Below are 16,742 nucleotides of genomic sequence, written 5' to 3'. Positions count from 1 at the left end.
CGGGCGGTGCGCCCGCCGCGCACGCCGAACCGCACGCGCCCGGCGTGCGCGCCTGGCTCACCGCCCGGCTGCGGGACCGCGCGACCTGGCGCGAACTGGCCCACACGCTCCTCGCCGCCGGCCTGTTGTGGCCCGCCGAGGCGCTCGTGCTGGTCGTCGCCCTGTGCGTGCCGGTGGCGATGACCGCGACCCCGCTGCTGCTCGCGACCGCCGGCGACGGGCGGGAGGTCAAGGTGGTCAAGCTGTGGACCGTCACCGGCCAGGGGGCCGCGTTCGGCTCCGCCGCGCTGGGAGTGCTGCTGCTGGCGGCCGGTGCGTACGCCCTCGGCGCGGCCGCCGGGGCCCGGGCCGCGCTGACCCGCCGTCTGGTGTGCCCGCGCGACGGCGGGCCGCAGGCCAGGGTCGTGGAGCTGACCAGGTCCCGGGCCCGTCTGGTGGACGCCTTCGAAGCGGAACGGCGCCGTATCGAACGCGACCTCCACGACGGTGCCCAGCAGCGCCTGGTCGCGCTCAGCATGGCCCTCGGCCTCGCCCGGCTCGACGCCCCGCCCGGCACCCGGCTCGCCGAGCAGCTGGCCCGCGCCCACGACGAGGCGGGCGCCGTGCTGGCGGAGCTGCGGGAGCTGATCCACGACATCCACCCCAAGGTGCTCGCCGACCACGGTCTGGCCGCCGCCCTCGCCGACGCCGCCGACCGGTCGCCGGTCCCCGCGGACGTGGAGTGCGCGCTGCCCGGGGACCGGCTGCCGCAGGCGGTGGAGGCAGCCGCCCACTTCACGGTCCGGGAGGCGCTGGCCAACGTGGCCCGGCACAGCGGGGCGCGCCGCGCGCGCGTGCGTGCCGAACTGCGCGGCGGGCGGCTGCTCGTCCTGGAGGTCGAGGACGACGGCCACGGCGGTGCCGACCGCGCGCGCGGCACCGGACTCACCGGGCTCGCGGACCGGGTGTCGGTGCTCGATGGAACACTGTCCGTGACCAGCCCGAGCGGCGGACCGACCCTCCTGCGTGTGGAGATCCCTTGCGAGCCGATTCCGACCCCGACCGACCAGGACTGCGCGTGGTCCTCGCCGAGGACAGCGTCCTCCTCCGCGACGGCCTGACGGCTCTGCTCGCCCGCTTCGGCCATGAGGTCGTCGCTGCGGTCGGCGACGCCCCGGCGCTGCTCGCGGCCGTGGCCGAGCACACCCCGCAGATCGTCGTCACCGACGTGCGGATGCCGCCCGCCTTCCAGGACGAGGGGCTGCGGGCGGCGGTCCGGCTGCGCGCCGAGCACCCAGGGCTGCCGGTCCTCGTCCTCAGCCAGTACGTCCAGCGCGCCTACGCGGCCGACCTCCTCGACTCCGGGGACGGCAGCGGGGTCGGCTATCTGCTCAAGGACCGGGTCGGCCAGGTGGAGGAGTTCGTGGCCGCGCTCCGTGAGGTGGCGGCCGGCGGCACGGTCGTCGACCCGGAGGTGGTACGACAGCTGCTGCGGCGGCGGCGCGACCCGCTGGACCGGCTGACCCCGCGCGAACGGGAGGTGCTCGCGCTGGTGGCCGAGGGGAGGTCCAACGGCGCGATAGCCAGGGCGCTCGTGGTCTCCGAGGCCGCCGTCGGCAAGCACATAGGCGGCATCCTCACGAAACTGGACCTGCCGCCCGCCGACGACACCCATCGCCGGGTCCTCGCGGTGCTGGCCTACCTCAGGAGCTGAGCGGGGTCGCGCCCGCCACGGGCCTCAGGAGCCGAGGGGCTTCGCGAAGCAGCGGCTCGACTCGTACTCACGGTAGTAGCCGAACTTCGTGCACGGCTCGTAACCGCTGGACGTGTACAGGGCGATGGCCTCCGGCTGCTCGGTGCCGGTCTCCAGGACCATCCGGATGCGGCCCGCGTCACGCGCGTCGTCCTCCAGCGCGGCGAGCATCCGCCGCGCCAGACCTCGTCCGCGCATGTCCCGGACCACGAACATCCGCTTCAGCTCGGCGTCGCCGTTCTGGTTGCCCTCGCCGTTCTCGTCCTGGCTGCGCCAGCCGCCGGTGGCCACCGGGCGATCGGTCTCGTCGTAGGCGATGAGATAGACACCGCGCGGCGGCTGGAAGTCGGAGGGCGCGAGGACGGTGGCGTCGCCGCCGTCGCCGTAGCGCTCGTGGTACTCGGCCTGGACCTCGTCGTTGAGCTTCACCGCGTCGGGATGGTCGAAGGGGACCGAACGAATTTTCACGCCCCACACAGTACGTGTATCCACGGCTCGACTCCGTGGCGGCAGTGTCCGGCCGGCGGCGACCGGTGTCCCCGCGGCCGGTGTCCCCGCGGCCGGCGGCCGGGCCGGCGTGCTCGGGCCGGTATCGTGCCGGGGTGCTGACCGTGACCTCCGTGAACGTCAATGGACTGCGTGCCGCCGCGAAGAAGGGCTTCGTGGAGTGGCTCGCGGACACCTCCGCCGATGTGCTGTGTCTCCAGGAGGTGCGGGCCGAGCCGGAGCAGCTGCCGGATGCGGTCCGGGCCCCGGAGGGCTGGCACGTCACCCACGCCCCGGCCGCCGCCAAGGGCCGCGCCGGCGTCTCCCTCTACACCCGCCGGGAGCCGGACGCCGTCCGGATCGGCTTCGGCTCCGCCGAGTTCGACGGCAGCGGCCGCTATGTCGAGGCCGACCTGCCCGGCGTGACCGTCGCCTCCCTCTACCTGCCCTCCGGCGAGGTCGGCACCGAACGGCAGGACGAGAAGGTCCGCTTCATGGACCAGTTCCTCGCCCACCTCAAGGAGCTCCGCGAACGCGCCGCCGCCGACGGCCGCGAGGTCCTGGTCTGCGGCGACTGGAACATCGCCCACCAGCAGGCCGACCTGAAGAACTGGCGCGCCAACCAGAAGAGCTCGGGCTTCCTGCCCGAGGAGCGGGAGTGGCTGAGCAGAGTCCTCGCTCCGGCCGACGGCGGCTACGTCGACGTCGTACGGACCCTGCACCCGGACATGGAGGGCCCGTACACCTGGTGGTCGTACCGGGGGCGGGCCTTCGACAACGATTCGGGCTGGCGCATCGACTACCACGTCTCGACGCCCGGCCTCGGGGGCAAGGCGGTCAAGGGGCTCGTGGAGCGGGCGGCCACGCACGCCGAGCGCTGGTCGGACCACGCCCCGGTGACCGTCGTCTACGACCTCTGACCCCTAGGGGGCCGGGAGCGCCCGGAGAGCACGGAGAGCCCGGGGGCCTTCAGGACCTCGACGCCCTCCGCGGCTCCGGGACTCCGGGCCTCCTGGCCGATTCAGGGCTCCGTGCGCAGCCGTCGGTCCAGTGCCAGGGACAGTTCCGCCTCCACCACGCTTCGGGCGAGGGGGCGCAGGCGGGGCAGGTCCTTCTCGGTGGCGTGGCGCAGGATCAGGTCGGTGAAGAGTTCGGCGAGGGCATCGGCGTGTTCGCGGACGCGCACGCCCGCCGCCAGGACCTCGGCGAGCGGGATCCCCTCGGCGACGAGGGCGGAGGACACGTCCAGGAGCCGTCGGCTGATGTGGACGATCTCGTCGCCGTCGGTGCCCAGGTAGCCGAGGTCGAGGGCGGCGGCGAGGTTCTCCGGGGTGACCTGGCCCTCGAAGCGGGCGGCGAGCTCCTCGGGGGTGAGGTGGACGGGTTCCTCCTCGGTGGGGCCGCCGACGCCGATCAGCTCGGCCACGTCGCTGCCCTGGTCCAGCGCGTCGGCCAGTTCGGCGATGCCGGTGAGGGTGTGGCCGCGTTCGAGGAGGGCGGAGATCGTCCGCAGCCGGGCCAGGTGGTGGTCGTCGTACCAGGCGATGCGGCCCTCGCGCCGGGGTGGCGAGAGCAGTTTGCGCTCGCGGTAGAAGCGCAGGGTGCGCACTGTGATGCCGGCCTCGGCCGCCAGCTCCTCCGTCCGGTACTCGCGCTTCTCCGTCACGGCCGAAGCTTATGTTGTACCGCCGGTAACTTTCCTTCTCCCGGCCCCTACCCATCGGTACGGACCTGCTCTACCCTCCGATTGCGCCAGTGTTCACTGGCACGGTCGCGAGAGTCGCGAAAGTCGCACGGCTGGGAGGTGTCGGGATGACCGAACACGTACGGGTGGCGGTGATCGGGTCCGGCTTCGGCGGGCTGGGGGCCGCCGTGCGGCTGCGCCGGGAAGGGATCACGGACTTCGTGATCCTGGAACGGGCGAGCAGCGTGGGCGGGACCTGGCGGGACAACAGCTACCCGGGGTGCGCCTGCGACGTGCCGTCCCACCTCTACTCCTTCTCCTTCGCGCCCAACCCGGACTGGCCGCGCACCTTCTCCGGCCAGGAGCACATCCGCGCCTACCTGGAGCACGTCACGGACGTGTTCGGGCTGCGGCCGCATCTGCGGCTCGACTCCGAGGTGCTGCGGATGACCTGGGACGCCCAGGAGCTGCGCTGGGACGTCGAGACCAGCGCCGGACGCTACTTCGCGGACGTCGTCGTGTCGGCCACCGGGCCGCTGTCCGACCCGAAGATCCCTGCCGTCCCGGGCCTGGACTCCTTCCCCGGCAAGGTCTTCCACTCGGCCCGCTGGGACCACGGCCACGACCTCGCCGGCAAGCGGGTCGCCATGGTCGGCACCGGTGCCTCGGCCATCCAGATCGTGCCGGCCATCCAGCCGGACGTCTCCCGGCTGACCCTCTTCCAGCGCACCCCGCCGTGGGTGATGCCCCGCGTCGACCGGTCCGTCAGCGGCGCGGAGCGCGCCCTGCACCGGGCCCTGCCCTTCACCGCCCGGCTGCGGCGCGGCCTGCTGTGGGGGATCCGCGAGCTGCAGGTGCAGGCGTTCACCAAGCACCCGAACGAACTCGGCTTCGTCGAGCAGCTCGCCAGGCGCAACATGGCCCGCGCCGTCAAGGACCCGGTCCTGCGCGCCAAGCTCACCCCCGACTACCGCATCGGCTGCAAGCGGATCCTGCTCTCCAGCACCTACTATCCGGCCCTCACGCGACCCAACGTGGACGTCGTGGCGAGCGGCCTGAGCGAGGTGCGCGGGTCCACGCTGGTCGCCGCCGACGGCAGCGAGGCCGAGGCCGACGTGATCGTGTTCGGCACCGGGTTCCATGTCACCGACATGCCGATCGCCGACCGGGTGGTGGGCGCGGACGGGCGGACGCTCGCGGAGAGCTGGAAGGGCGGCATGGAAGCCCTGCGGGGCGCGTCGGCCGCCGGGTTCCCCAACTGGATGACGATCATCGGCCCGAACACCGGTCTCGGGAACTCCTCCATGATCCTGATGATCGAGTCCCAGCTGAACTACATGGCCGACTATCTGCGCCAGCTCGACGTCCTCGGAGGCCGGGCGGCCCTGGACGCCCGCCCGAGCGCCGTGCACGCCTGGAACCGCCGGGTGCAGGACCGGATGCGGCGCACGGTGTGGAGCACGGGCGGCTGCACCAGCTGGTACCTGGACGCGAGCGGCCGCAACACGACCGTCTGGCCGGGGACCACCGCCGAGTTCCGGCGGGCCACGCGCCGTGTGGACCTCATGGAGTACGAGGTGGTGCGCGCCCCCGCCCGTCCCGAGGCCGCCGAGGATCAGGCCGCCGAGTCGCCCGCCGCCGAGTCGCCCGCCGCCGAGTCGCCCGCCGCCGAGTCGCAGGCCGGCGAGGAGAAGGAGGTGACGGCATGACCTACGTCGGTGACGTCGCCTCCGTCCGTGAGCTGACCGCCGTCTCCGCCGACGGCGCCCGTCTGCACGTGGAGATCCACGGCCCGGCCTCGGGGGCCGAGGCCGCGCCCGCCGTCGTCCTCGCCCACGGCTGGACCTGCTCGACGGCGTTCTGGGCGGCCCAGATCCGCGAACTCGCCGTCGACCACCGGGTGGTCGCGTACGACCAGCGCGGGCACGGACGCACCCCGGCGAGCCCGGCGTGCAGCACGGACGCCCTCGCCGACGATCTGGAAGCCGTCCTGCGGGCGGCGCTCGCGCCCGGGGAGAAGGCGGTGATCGCCGGTCACTCCATGGGCGGGATGACGGTGCTGGCGGCGGCCGGCCGCGACGCGTTCCGCGAGCACGCGGCCGCCGTCCTGCTGTGCAGCACCGGCGCCTCGCGGCTGGTCGCCGAGTCCACCGTCGTCCCGCTGCGGCCGGGCCGGCTGCGGACCTGGCTGACCCGGCACGTCCTCGGGTCCCGGGCGCCCCTCGGACCGGTCACGCCCGTCGCGATGCGGATCCTGAAGTACGCCACGATGGGCGCGGGCGCAGCCCCGCACATGGTGGAGGCGTGCGCCCGGATCGTGCACGCCTGCCCGCGCCGGGTGCGGCACGCCTGGTCCGGTGTGCTGCACCTGCTCGATCTCGACCAGGGCGTGAGGCGGTTGAGCGTGCCGACGGCGGTACTGGTGGGCACCGCCGACCGGATGACGCCGCCGGTGCACGCGCACCGGATCGCGGCGGCGCTGCCGCACTCCCTGGGCGTCACCGAACTGCCCGGCGTCGGCCACATGACGCCGGTCGAGGCGCCCGACCTGGTCACCGCACGGATCCGGGAACTCGTCACCACGTACACGCAGTTGAAGGAGGGCGCATGAGCAGGGTCGAGCTCGAGGGACAGGTCGTCGTGGTCACCGGGGCGGCGCGGGGCGTCGGGGAGCTGCTCGCCCGCAAGCTCTCCGCGCGCGGTGCGAAGATCGCGCTGGTCGGTCTGGAGCCGGACGCGCTGAAGCAGGTGTCCGAGCGGCTGCACGGCGACAGCGGCCACTGGTACGCCGACGTCACCGACCACGAGGCGATGAGCAGGGTCGCGGCGGAGGTGAAGGAGCGCTTCGGCAAGGTGGACGTCGTGGTGGCCAACGCCGGTGTGGCCAACGGCGGTCCGTTCGCCGACTCCGACCCGGACTCCTGGCGCCGGGTCATCGAGGTCAACCTGATCGGATCGGCCGTCACGGCCCGCGCGTTCCTGCCGCTGCTGCGGGAGAGCCGCGGCTATCTGCTGCAGATCGCCTCGCTCGCCGCGATCACTCCGGCGCCCATGATGACCGCGTACTGCGCGTCCAAGTCGGGCGTGGAGGCGTTCGCGCACAGCCTGCGCGCGGAGGTCGGCCACCAGGGCGTCCGGGTGGGCGTCGGGTATCTGTCCTGGACGGACACCGACATGGTGCGCGGGGCCGATCAGGACGAGGTGATGCGGGAGTTGAGGCAGCGGCTGCCGTGGCCGTCGAACAAGACGTACCCGCTGGGACCGGCGGTCGACCGGATCGTGGCCGGGATCGAGCGGCGCTCCCCGCACGTGTACGGGCAGGGCTGGCTGCGCGGGATGCAGGCGGTGCGCGGGTATCTGCCCGGGATCATCGGGACGGTCGGCCGACGCGAGATGAAGCGGTTCGCGCCCCGCTTGCAGGGGATGCGGACGGGCCTGGTGGGAGCGGGCGGCACCGCCGACGAACAGGCCAGGGCTACACAGCGTAGTTGATCGACATGCGCGCCGTGACCGCCCGTGTGAATCTGGTCGAGGCCCCACCACGGGGCCCCAACCCCCTCATCTCCCACAGGAGTGAACCCACATGGGTATGAAGGACAAGTTCCAGGACCAGTCCGAGCGCATGGCGCAGCAGGCCAAGCAGAAGGCCCAGCAGGCCAAGGAGCAGGTCCAGCAGCGCGGCAAGCAGCGTCCGGGCGAGGACGCCGAGCGCATGCGTCCGGAGCGCGAGACGTCGGAGCGCATGCGCCCCGAGCACGAGGCGTCGGAGCGCCGCAACCCGCAGGAGCGGGAGCGCGAGCGCGAGCGCGTCGGCTTCGACGAAGAGAGCTTCTGACACCCCGCTCCGGCGGCCGGTGAACGATGAGCAAGGGGTGCCCCGGGCCCGGGGCACCCCTCCTCGCGTCCTCGTGTCCTCGCCCTCTCCCGGTTCTCCCGGTTCTCCCGGTTCTCCCGGTTCTCCCCGGTCCGGGCTGTCAGGTCGTGCGCGGGGGCAGTTTCGGGCGGGACCGGTCGGGGACGCCGGCGTAGTCGGGCGGGGTCGCCGGGGGGTTCTCGGCGAGCAGGTCCAGGGCCAGTTGTACGGCGTCGTCGAGTTGGGCGTGGCGGCCCTCGGCCCAGTCGAGCGGGGTGCGCAGGATCTCCAGGTCGGGGGTGACGCCCTGGTTCTCCACCGACCAGCCGTACGCGTCGAACCAGGCCGCGTTCATCGGGACGGTGATGACGGTGCCGTCGCCGAGCTGGTGCCGGCCGGTCATGCCGACCACGCCGCCCCAGGTGCGCTGCCCGACCACCGGGCCCAGTCCGAGCAGTTTGAAGGCGGCCGTGATCATGTCGCCGTCGGAGGAGGTCGCCTCGTCCGCCAGCGCCACCACCGGCCCGCGCGGCGCGTTCGAGGCGTACGACACCGGCTGGGCGTCGCGGGTGAGGTCCCAGCCCAGGATCGTCCGGGTCAGCTTCTCCACCACCAGTTCGCTGATGTGGCCGCCCGCGTTGCCGCGCACGTCCACGATCAGCGCGGGCCGTGACACCTCCCCGCGCAGATCGCGGTTGAACTGGGCCCAGCCCGAGCCGCCCATGTCCGGGATGTGCAGGTAGCCGCATCGGCCGCCGCTCAACTCCCTTACCACTGCACGCCGTTTGGCCACCCAGTCCTGGTAGCGCAGGGGGCGTTCGTCGACGAGCGGGACGACGGCCACCCGGCGCGGCCGGCCGGTCTCGCCCTCCGCGGGGGCGACGGTGAGCTCCACCGTGGTGCCGCCCGCGCCGGCCAGCAGCGGGTAGGGGCCGGTCAGCGGGTCCACCTCCCGGCCGTCCACGTGGGTGAGGACCGCGCCCTCGCGGATCCCCGTGCCGGCCAGCGGGGAACGCGCCTTGGAGTCGGACGAGTCGCCGGGCAGGATCCGCCGGACCGTCCAACCACCTTCCCTGCGGACGAGGTTGGCGCCGAGGAGGCCCTGCAGGCGCTGGTAGTGGGGCGGCCCCTCGTTGCGGCGGGCGGCGGTGACGTACGCGTGGGAGGTGCCCAGCTCGCCGAGCACCTCGCGCAGCAGGTCGGCGAACTCGTCGGGCGAGGCGACCCGTTCGACGAGCGGCCGGTACTGGTCGAGGATCGCGTCCCAGTCGATGCCGCACATGCCCGGGTCCCAGAAGTAGGCGCGGATCAGCCGGCCGGCCTCGTCGTACGACTGCCGCCACTCGGCGCCCGGGTCCACCTCGTGCAGGATGCGCCGCAGGTCGATCCAGACCGTGGAGTCCGGGTCGCCGGACTCGGTGGACGGCACCGCCCGCAGGTCGCCCTCGTCGACCACGACGAGCCGGGTGCCGTCCCCGCTCAGCGCGAACCAGTCGAGGTCGTCGACGAGTTCGGACTTCTTCGCCTTGCTGATGTTGAAGTGCTCCAGCGTCGGCCGTCCGCTCGTGTCGTCCGGGTTGGCGAACGTCTCGCCGAGCGCGCCCGAGATCGGCCAGCGCAGCCACACCAGCCCGCCGCCCGCCACCGGGTACAGGGCCGAGTACTTGGAGGCGGTGACGGGGAACGGGGTGACCCGGCTGGCCAGCCCTTCGGTCTCCACGGTGACGGTCCCGTCGGAGCCGTTGCCTTCGTCCTCCACGGGGTCCAGCCCGCCGGCGGCCGGGCGGCCCTCCGGGGTCAGCGCGAAGGGTGACGGCGTCGCGGAGGACAGGGGCACGAGATAGGGGCGGCAGCCCAGCGGGAAGGACAGGTCGCCGGTGTGCACGTCGTAGACCGGGTCGAAGCCGCGCCAGGAGAGGAAGGCGAGATAGCGGCCGTCCCGGGTGAACACCGGGTTCTCGTCCTCGAAGCGGCCGTCGGTCACGTCGATGACCGACCGGTCCTTCATGCGGGCCATCTTGATCTGGCGCAGGGAGCGGCCGATCCCGGGGTGCGACCAGGTCAGCCAGCCCCCGTCCGGGGAGAAGGCCAGGTCGCGGACGGGGCCGTTGGCCGACGCGATCAGCTCGGTGACCTCGTCTCCGTCCGCGCGCCCCGCGTCCTCGGTGAGGTCGACGAGCAGCAGCCGGCCGTCGTGCGAGGCGACGGCGAGCCGTTCGCCCTGCGGGTCGGCCACCGTCTCCAGGACCCGGCCGAGTCGGCCGGAGGCCAGCCGTCTGGGCTCGCGCCGGCCCGTGGCCCGGGGCAGGTGGGCGATCTCGACGGCGTCCTCGCCGTCCGCGTCCGTCACGTAGGCGACCTGTCCGCCCTCGCCGAGCATCTCCGGCAGCCGCACCCGGACCCCGGGGGCGTCGGTGATCGTCCGGGCGGGTCCGTCGCGGTGGGTCAGCCAGTAGAGGCTGCCGCGGACGACGACGGCGCTGGCCCGGCCGGTCTCGTCGACGGAGATGCCGTCCACGTGCTGGGCGGCCGGGATCTGGTAGGGCCGTCGTCCCGTGCGCGGCCCGCCGAGACGCACGTCGATCCGGCGCGGCTCGGAGTCGGCGGCGAGGTCGTCGACGATCCACAGGTCCCCGCCGCACTGGTACACCACCCGGGTGCCGTCACTGGCGGCGTGCCGGGCGTAGAAGGCGTCGTGGTCGGTGTGCCGGCGCAGGTCGGAGCCGTCGTGGGCGCAGGAGTAGAGGTTGCCGACGCCCTCGTGGTCGGAGAGGAACGCGATGCGGCCGCCGACGAAGAGCGGGCTGGCGAGATGGCCGTCGACGCCCTCCAGGAGCCGTTGCCCGTGCAGCCACAGCCGGCCGGTGGCGCCGCCCCGGTAGCGCTTCCAGGCGGCCGGTTCGTGGGGTGGGGTGCCGGTGAGCAGGAGGGTCCGGCGTTCGCCGTCGAGGTCGGCGACCTGGAGGTCGGAGACCGGGCCCCAGGGGAGTTTTCGGCCGGGGGAGCCGTCGGGGGAGACCTTGTAGGCCCAGGTGAAGTAGGAGAAGGGCTCGCCGTGGGAGGCGACGGCGAGGATGTCGGCGTGTCCGTCGGCGTCCGGGGGCGTCCAGCCGCAGACCCGGGTGTCGGAGCTGCCCCAGTAGGTCAGCCGCCGTCCCGGCCCGCCCTCCACGGGCACGAGATGGATCTCCGGGACGACGCTGCGCCAGCTCGTGTACGCGATGAGGCGGCCGTCGGGGGAGAAGCGGGGATGTCCTGCCTTCGTGCGGTCGACGGTGAGCCGCCAGGCGCGGCCCGGGTCGGCCAGCGGGGCCAGCCAGAGGTCGTCCTCGGCCACGAAGCACAACAGGTCACCATGGAGATGGGGCAGGCGCAGATAGCTCACCTCCCCATGCTTTTCCGGGGGATGGAGCCGAGCAACTTGTGACATGTGTGCGGAACCGGGCCCGCGTGAGACAGGACACGTACGAAACGGTTTCGTTTCGCAGTGAAGTGCGCTACATTCGGTGAGTACGCATGAGGAACCGTGTCGGTTCGGAGGCGGTTCGTATTCGGTGCGGAGCGGAAGGGGAGCGGAATGACTGAGGTCGCAACGGCGCGTCGCAGCCGCATCACCCCCGAGCGCGAGGCGGAGCTGTACGAGGCCGTGCTCGAACTGCTCCGCGAGGTCGGCTACGACGCCCTCACCATGGACGCCGTCGCCGCTCGCACCCGGTCCAGCAAGGCCACGCTCTACCGCCAGTGGGGCGGCAAAGCCGAACTGGTGGCCAAGGCGGTCCGCCACGGCAAGCCGGGCAGTTCCGCCGACGAGGTCGACACCGGATCGCTCCGGGGCGACCTGCACGCCCTCACCCTGCGTTCGGACGACTGCGAGATGGAGCAGAACTCCGCGCTGATGCGGGGTCTGGCCATGGCGGTCCACAGCAACCCGGACCTGCTGAAGGCCTTCAAGGAACATCTCGTCGAGCCGGAGATGGCGGAGTTCCGTCACATGCTGCAACGCGCGGTCGACCGGGGTGAGGTCCGCGCGGACAGCCCGGCGATGCAGTTCGTGCCGCACATGATGATCGGCGCGTTCGCCGCCCGCACCATGCTCGACGAGCAGCCGCCGACACAGGCGTTCCTCCTGTCGTACATCGACGCCGTGGTCCTCCCCGCCCTCGGCGCGCCCACCCCCTGACCGTCCCCGCGGTCCGCCCATCCTGACGTCACCGCTCACGTCGTCGGGCCGATCACCCCTGCCTCCCGCCGGGGTGGTCAACCCTGCCCTGCACACACACGACCTGACCGGGAGTACGCCTCCGTGGCCACGTTCCTCTACAAACTCGGCCGATTCGCCTTCAGGCGACGCGGCTTCGTCGCCCTGATGTGGGTCGCGCTGCTGACCCTCGCCGGAGTCGGCGCCGCGACCGCGCCCGCACCGGGCACCACCTCCTTCTCCATTCCGGGCGTCGAGGCGCAGAAGGCCTTCGACCTGCTGGAACAGCGTTTCCCCGGAGCCAGCGCCGACGGCGCGACCGGACGCATAGTCTTCAAGGCCCCCGAGGGCCAGAAGATGACGGACGCCGCCAACAGGGCGACCGTCGACAAGACCGTCAAGTCGCTGAGCGGCGGCTCCGAGGTCGTCTCCGTCGCCGACCCGTTCACGACGCACGCCGTGAGCAAGGACGGGACGGTCGCCTACACCTCGGTCCGGTACGACGCGCCCGGCATGGAGCTGACGGACGCGACCAGGAACGCCCTGGAGAAGGCCGCGGACGACGCACGGGCCACGGGGCTCACCGTCGACGTCGGCGGCGACGCGCTGCAGGCCGGGGCCGAGCCGGGGGCGGCCGGCGAGATCGTCGGTCTCGCCATCGCCGCGGTGGTCCTCGTCGTCACGCTGGGCTCGCTCGTCGCGGCGGGACTGCCCCTGCTGACGGCGATCATCGGCGTCGGCATCGGCGTCTCCACCATCACCGCCTTCGCCAAGTCGCTCGACCTCGGCGACACCACCTCCACGCTCGCCCTGATGATCGGGCTCGCGGTCGGCATCGACTACGCCCTGTTCATCGTCTCCCGCTACCGCAGCGAGCTGGCCGAGGGCCGCGACCGCGAGGAAGCGGTCGGACGCGCCACCGGCACCGCAGGCTCGGCCGTGGTCTTCGCGGGCCTCACGGTCGTGATCGCCCTGGCGGGCCTCGCGGTCGTCAACGTGCCGATGCTGACCAAGATGGGCCTCGCGGCGGCCGGCACGGTCGTGGTCTCCGTCCTCATCGCGCTGACCATGATCCCCGCGCTGCTCGGCTTCGCCGGCAAGAAGGTCCGGGGCACGGGCGAGAAGCGCGGGTCGCGCGGGTCCGAGGCCGCGGCGTCCGGTCCGGCCGCCCCGTCCGGTCCGGCCAAGCCCGGTCCGGGCGTGCGCTGGGCGAGCTTCGTCATCCGCCGGCCGGCCGCCGTGCTCCTGCTCGGCGTGCTCGGGCTGGGCGCGATCGCCGTCCCCGCCACCCAGCTGGAGCTGGGTCTGCCCGACGACGGCTCGCAGCCGACGTCCACCACCCAGCGCCGGGCGTACGACCTGCTCTCGGACGGCTTCGGCCCGGGCTTCAACGGTCCCCTGGTGATCGTGGTCGACGCTCGCGACAGCGACGACCCGCAGGCGGCGGCCGGCTCGGTGGCCAACGGGATCAAGGGCCTCGAGGACGTCGTCACGGTGACCCCGGCCGCCTTCAACAAGGCCGGCGACACCGCGACGATCACCGTGATCCCGGACTCCAAGCCCTCGTCGACCCAGACCGAGGACCTGGTCCACGCCATTCGCGACCAGGGCGCCGAGGTCCGGTCCGACACGGGCGCGCAGGTGCTCGTCACCGGCACCACCGCGATGAACATCGACTTCTCGCAGAAGCTCAACGACGCGCTCGTCCCGTATCTCGCTCTCGTCGTCGGCCTGGCCTTCCTGCTGCTGATCGTGGTCTTCCGCTCCATCCTGGTCCCGCTGAAGGCGGCCCTCGGCTTCCTGCTCAGCGTGCTGGCCGCGCTCGGCGCCGTCGTCGCCGTGTTCCAGTGGGGCTGGCTCGGCGGCCTGATCGGCGTCGAGGAGACCGGGCCGATCATGTCGATGACGCCGATCTTCATGGTGGGCGTGGTCTTCGGTCTCGCGATGGACTACGAGGTCTTCCTCGTGACCCGGATGCGCGAGGCGTACGTCCACGGCGAGAGCCCGAGCCAGGCCGTGGTGACCGGTTTCCGGTACAGCGCCAAGGTGGTGGCCGCCGCCGCGATCATCATGATGGCCGTCTTCGGCGGCTTCATCACCGCCAGCGAGGCGATCATCAAGACGATCGGCTTCGGCCTCGCGAGCGCCGTCTTCTTCGACGCCTTCATCGTGCGCATGGCCATCGTGCCGGCCGTCCTGGCCCTGCTGGGCAGGAAGGCCTGGTGGCTGCCGAAGTGGCTGGACCGCGCGCTGCCCAACGTGGACGTCGAGGGCGAAGGCCTCAAGACGCCCGCGGACGCCGCCGGCACCCAGGGCGCCGACCCGGACGACGACCGGGAACTCGTGCGCGTCTGACACGCGAGGGGACCTGACGGGCGCTGACGCCCGTGGGAACCCGGGGGAAAGACCGCCGGTGAGGGCTCCGTGGGGACGGAGCGCCCTCACCGGCTTCTCTTTTCCGCACCTCGCGCTGTGACCCACTTTCGGGTGATGGGCAGCGGAGGAAGGGGCCCACAGGGCAGTAGTCCCAATGGTTCGGAGCCTTCAGTACATATATGGACATGGAAGCCTACTGTCACCGGAATGTGGACGGTTCGTAACGTGAGGTGCCAATCAGGCGCGCTGACCGTGGTCGGTGGTCGAGTGTTGGCCGTGCGGCCGATCCGGCCGTCACTCGCACCATGCAAGGAGACCTTGTGTCCGTTAACACTGTTTCCGCTCGCTGTCTCGCCGCCGCCGCGATCGCCGCGGCCGTCGTCGGGACGGTGGCGCTGCCGGCCTCCGCAGCCGACCACCCGCACCAGGACCGGGCGAAGGTGGAAATCAGCGCCGTGCAGTACGACGCACCGGGCCGAAACGACCGCTCCGCCCGCTCCCTGAACAAGGAGTGGGTCGAGCTGACCAACACCACTCGCCACGAGGTCAACCTGGACGGGTGGACCCTCTCGGACGAGCGCGGCGAGACCTACACCTTCCGCCACTACCGGCTGGCCCCCCGCGCCACCGTCCGCATCCACACCGGTGAGGGCCGCGACACCCGCACCGACCTGTTCCAGGACCGCCACCGCGAGGTGTGGGACAACTACTCCGACACCGCCACCCTGCGCAACGACCACCGTCGTTTCGTGGACGACGAGTCCTGGGGCCACCGCCACGACCGCCACGGTCGTGACGACCGCCACGACCGCCACGACCGCGACGGTCACCACCACGGCGGCCGTGACTGACATCCGCACCCCGGCCGTCCCGGCCTGACGGCGAAGCGCCCGACCCCCTCCCGGGGGCCGGGCGCTTCGTCGTCCCGTCGTCCCGTCGTCCCGTCGCGTCCACGGCCGGACGGGCCGCCGCAAACCCACTCGCCCGCCTCCCGCACCGACCGCTAGCGTGCCCGCATGACCCCGCCTGCCGCGCACCCCCGGTTCACCGAAGCCCTCCGCGCCCTCGGGCTGGACGGCCTTGCCACGCGCAGCTTCCCCGAGGCGACCCGGACCGCCGCCGAGGCGGCGGCCGCCATCGGGTGCGAACTGAGTCAGATCTGCAAGTCGCTGATCTTCGCCGCCGACGGCACGCCGGTGCTGGTGCTGATGGACGGGGCCTCCCGCGTCGACGTCGAGCGGGTGCGCGCGGAACTGGGCGCGGGCAAGGTGACGAGGGCCGCCGCCGACGTCGTACGCGAGACGACCGGGTACGCGATCGGGGGCGTGCCGCCCTTCGGGCACCGGACGCGGACGCGGGTGCTGGCCGACCGGAGTCTGCTCGCGCACGACGTGGTGTGGGCCGCCGCGGGCAACCCGCACGTCGTCTTCCCCATGGCGCCCCACGACCTGGTCGAGCACGCCGACGCGACCCTCGTGGACGTCCGCGAGCGCACCGCGTGACCCCGCTGGTCACCGCGGCCGTCCTGGTCGCCGCGGTCACCCACGCCAGTTGGAACGCCATCGCCCACCGGATCACCGACAAACTCGTCGGGTTCACGCTCATCGCCGGCGGCGGCATGCTCATCGGTCTCGCGCTCGCGTCGTTCACCACGTTCCCGGCGTCGGGCGCATGGCCGTACCTGCTGTGCTCGGCGCTCATCCACATCGCGTACTACGCGCTGCTCATGCGGTCGTTCCGGCTCGGCGACTTCGGGCAGGCGTACCCCATCGCGCGCGGCTCCGCGCCGCTCGTCGTCACGGTCCTGGCCGCCGTCTTCGCGCACGAGGTGCCGGACGGCTGGGCGGCCGCCGGCATCGCGCTGTCGTGCGCGGGGCTGACCGGCGTCGCCCTCTGGGGGCTGCGCGGACGACGGCCCGACTGGCCGGCCGTCGGGGCCGCGCTGGCGACCGGCCTGACCATCGCCTCGTACACGGTCGTCGACGGGCTCGGCGTCCGGGCCTCCGGGTCGTCGCTCGGGTACATCGCCTGGCTGATGGCCCTGCAGGGCGCTGTCATCCCGGCCTACGCCGTCCACCGCTGGCGCGGACGGACCGCCGCCGTCCTGCGCCCCCACGCCGCCCTCGGCCTCCTCGGCTCGGCGCTGTCCGTCCTGGCCTACGCCCTCGTCCTGTGGGCCCAGACCCGAGCCGAACTGGCCCCGATCGCAGCGCTGCGGGAGTCGTCGATCATCGTGGGAGCGGCGATCGGCGCTCTGTTCTTCAAGGAACGTTTCGGTGTTCCGCGGCTCGCCGCGGCGGGGCTGCTGGTGGTGGGCATCGGGTTGATGCTGCACACCGGCTGACCGGCGCCGCGGGTGGGCCGTGGGCGGGGGAGGCCGCGTGGGTGCGGGCGCCGGTCCGGAGGGGCACTC

15 protein-coding genes are annotated in these 16,742 nt (G+C 72.8%); 12 read left to right on the top strand and 3 right to left on the bottom strand.

The features are described 5' to 3' along the window. Nucleotides 1-1,100, top strand: a 1,100-nt coding sequence (locus BG482_RS10425; RefSeq protein WP_069768655.1) for a histidine kinase, incomplete at its 5' end; no start/stop codon positions are given. Beyond that, entirely contained in the window at nucleotides 1,058-1,693 is a 636-nt protein-coding gene (locus BG482_RS10420) for a response regulator transcription factor (RefSeq protein ID WP_069768654.1), read from the top strand. The genes BG482_RS10425 and BG482_RS10420, both read left to right, overlap by 43 nt. 24 nt (nucleotides 1,694-1,717) lie before the next feature. Here the strand turns inward: BG482_RS10420 and BG482_RS10415 are convergent, their stop codons facing one another. Beyond that, entirely contained in the window at nucleotides 1,718-2,200 is a 483-nt protein-coding gene (locus BG482_RS10415) for a GNAT family N-acetyltransferase (RefSeq protein ID WP_069768653.1), read from the bottom strand. A gap of 134 nt (nucleotides 2,201-2,334) precedes the next feature. On the opposite strand from BG482_RS10415, the gene BG482_RS10410 reads away from it, so the two are divergent. Beyond that, nucleotides 2,335-3,138 (top strand): exodeoxyribonuclease III, encoded by an 804-nt coding sequence (locus BG482_RS10410; RefSeq protein WP_069768652.1) that lies wholly within the window; start codon nucleotides 2,335-2,337, stop codon nucleotides 3,136-3,138. A 101-nt stretch (nucleotides 3,139-3,239) separates the two neighbouring features. Here the strand turns inward: BG482_RS10410 and BG482_RS10405 are convergent, their stop codons facing one another. Continuing rightward, complete coding sequence (locus tag BG482_RS10405) at nucleotides 3,240-3,884, bottom strand: MerR family transcriptional regulator (RefSeq protein WP_069768651.1); 645 nt, start codon at nucleotides 3,882-3,884, stop codon at nucleotides 3,240-3,242. Nucleotides 3,885-4,030: 146 nt separating this feature from the next. Between BG482_RS10405 and BG482_RS10400 the strand changes: the two genes are divergently transcribed. The 4 genes from BG482_RS10400 (at nucleotide 4,031) to BG482_RS10385 (ending at nucleotide 7,737) form a co-directional block, all read left to right on the top strand. Continuing rightward, complete coding sequence (locus BG482_RS10400) at nucleotides 4,031-5,611, top strand: NAD(P)/FAD-dependent oxidoreductase (RefSeq protein WP_069768650.1); 1,581 nt, start codon at nucleotides 4,031-4,033, stop codon at nucleotides 5,609-5,611. Continuing rightward, a complete protein-coding gene (locus tag BG482_RS10395; protein ID WP_069768649.1) occupies nucleotides 5,608-6,513 on the top strand; it encodes an alpha/beta fold hydrolase in 906 nt (301 codons plus the stop codon). The genes BG482_RS10400 and BG482_RS10395 overlap by 4 nt, the downstream gene beginning before the upstream one ends. Further along, nucleotides 6,510-7,394 (top strand): SDR family oxidoreductase, encoded by an 885-nt coding sequence (locus BG482_RS10390; RefSeq protein WP_069768648.1) that lies wholly within the window; start codon nucleotides 6,510-6,512, stop codon nucleotides 7,392-7,394. Before BG482_RS10395 ends, BG482_RS10390 begins: the two co-directional genes overlap by 4 nt. Before the next feature lie 91 nt (nucleotides 7,395-7,485). Beyond that, the gene (locus BG482_RS10385) at nucleotides 7,486-7,737 is read left to right on the top strand and encodes a hypothetical protein (protein WP_069768647.1); all 252 of its coding nucleotides are present in this window, start codon (nucleotides 7,486-7,488) and stop codon (nucleotides 7,735-7,737) included. A 139-nt stretch (nucleotides 7,738-7,876) separates the two neighbouring features. Here BG482_RS10385 and BG482_RS10380 read toward each other — a convergent pair whose 3' ends face one another. After that, the gene (locus BG482_RS10380; protein WP_069768646.1) at nucleotides 7,877-11,140 is read right to left on the bottom strand and encodes a S41 family peptidase; all 3,264 of its coding nucleotides are present in this window, start codon (nucleotides 11,138-11,140) and stop codon (nucleotides 7,877-7,879) included. A 192-nt stretch (nucleotides 11,141-11,332) separates the two neighbouring features. Between BG482_RS10380 and BG482_RS10375 the strand changes: the two genes are divergently transcribed. The 5 genes from BG482_RS10375 to BG482_RS10355 all read left to right on the top strand — a co-directional run bounded on the left by BG482_RS10375 (nucleotide 11,333) and on the right by BG482_RS10355 (nucleotide 16,673). Further along, on the top strand, nucleotides 11,333-11,935 hold the full coding sequence (locus BG482_RS10375; RefSeq protein WP_069768645.1) for a TetR/AcrR family transcriptional regulator: 603 nt from the start codon (nucleotides 11,333-11,335) through the stop codon (nucleotides 11,933-11,935). Between the two features lie 123 nt (nucleotides 11,936-12,058). Further along, nucleotides 12,059-14,308 carry an MMPL family transporter gene (locus tag BG482_RS10370; RefSeq protein ID WP_069768644.1) on the top strand — a complete coding sequence of 750 codons (2,250 nt, stop codon included), beginning with the start codon at nucleotides 12,059-12,061 and terminating at the stop codon, nucleotides 14,306-14,308. Nucleotides 14,309-14,694: 386 nt separating this feature from the next. Further along, nucleotides 14,695-15,180, top strand: a complete 486-nt coding sequence (locus BG482_RS10365) for a lamin tail domain-containing protein (RefSeq protein WP_370745770.1) — start codon at nucleotides 14,695-14,697, stop codon at nucleotides 15,178-15,180. A gap of 165 nt (nucleotides 15,181-15,345) precedes the next feature. Beyond that, a complete protein-coding gene (locus tag BG482_RS10360; protein ID WP_069768642.1) occupies nucleotides 15,346-15,831 on the top strand; it encodes a YbaK/EbsC family protein in 486 nt (161 codons plus the stop codon). Further along, the gene (locus BG482_RS10355; RefSeq protein WP_069768641.1) at nucleotides 15,828-16,673 is read left to right on the top strand and encodes a DMT family transporter; all 846 of its coding nucleotides are present in this window, start codon (nucleotides 15,828-15,830) and stop codon (nucleotides 16,671-16,673) included. The genes BG482_RS10360 and BG482_RS10355 overlap by 4 nt, the downstream gene beginning before the upstream one ends. The last annotated feature ends 69 nt before the right edge of the window (nucleotides 16,674-16,742 follow it).

This window comes from Streptomyces sp. LUP30 (genome assembly GCF_001746365.1).
GTDB lineage: Bacteria > Actinomycetota > Actinomycetes > Streptomycetales > Streptomycetaceae > Streptomyces.
This window is presented reverse-complemented; position numbering and strand designations above follow the sequence as displayed.

Bases quoted from the DNA above. Each gene is read 5' to 3' on its own strand.
- BG482_RS10400 (WP_069768650.1), top strand. From the start codon at position 4,031: ATGACCGAACACGTACGGGTGGCGGTGATCGGGTCCGGCTTCGGCGGG.
- BG482_RS10395 (WP_069768649.1), top strand. From the start codon at position 5,608: ATGACCTACGTCGGTGACGTCGCCTCCGTCCGTGAGCTGACCGCCGTC.
- BG482_RS10390 (WP_069768648.1), top strand. From the start codon at position 6,510: ATGAGCAGGGTCGAGCTCGAGGGACAGGTCGTCGTGGTCACCGGGGCG.
- BG482_RS10385 (WP_069768647.1), top strand. From the start codon at position 7,486: ATGGGTATGAAGGACAAGTTCCAGGACCAGTCCGAGCGCATGGCGCAG.
- BG482_RS10375 (WP_069768645.1), top strand. From the start codon at position 11,333: ATGACTGAGGTCGCAACGGCGCGTCGCAGCCGCATCACCCCCGAGCGC.
- BG482_RS10360 (WP_069768642.1), top strand. From the start codon at position 15,346: ATGACCCCGCCTGCCGCGCACCCCCGGTTCACCGAAGCCCTCCGCGCC.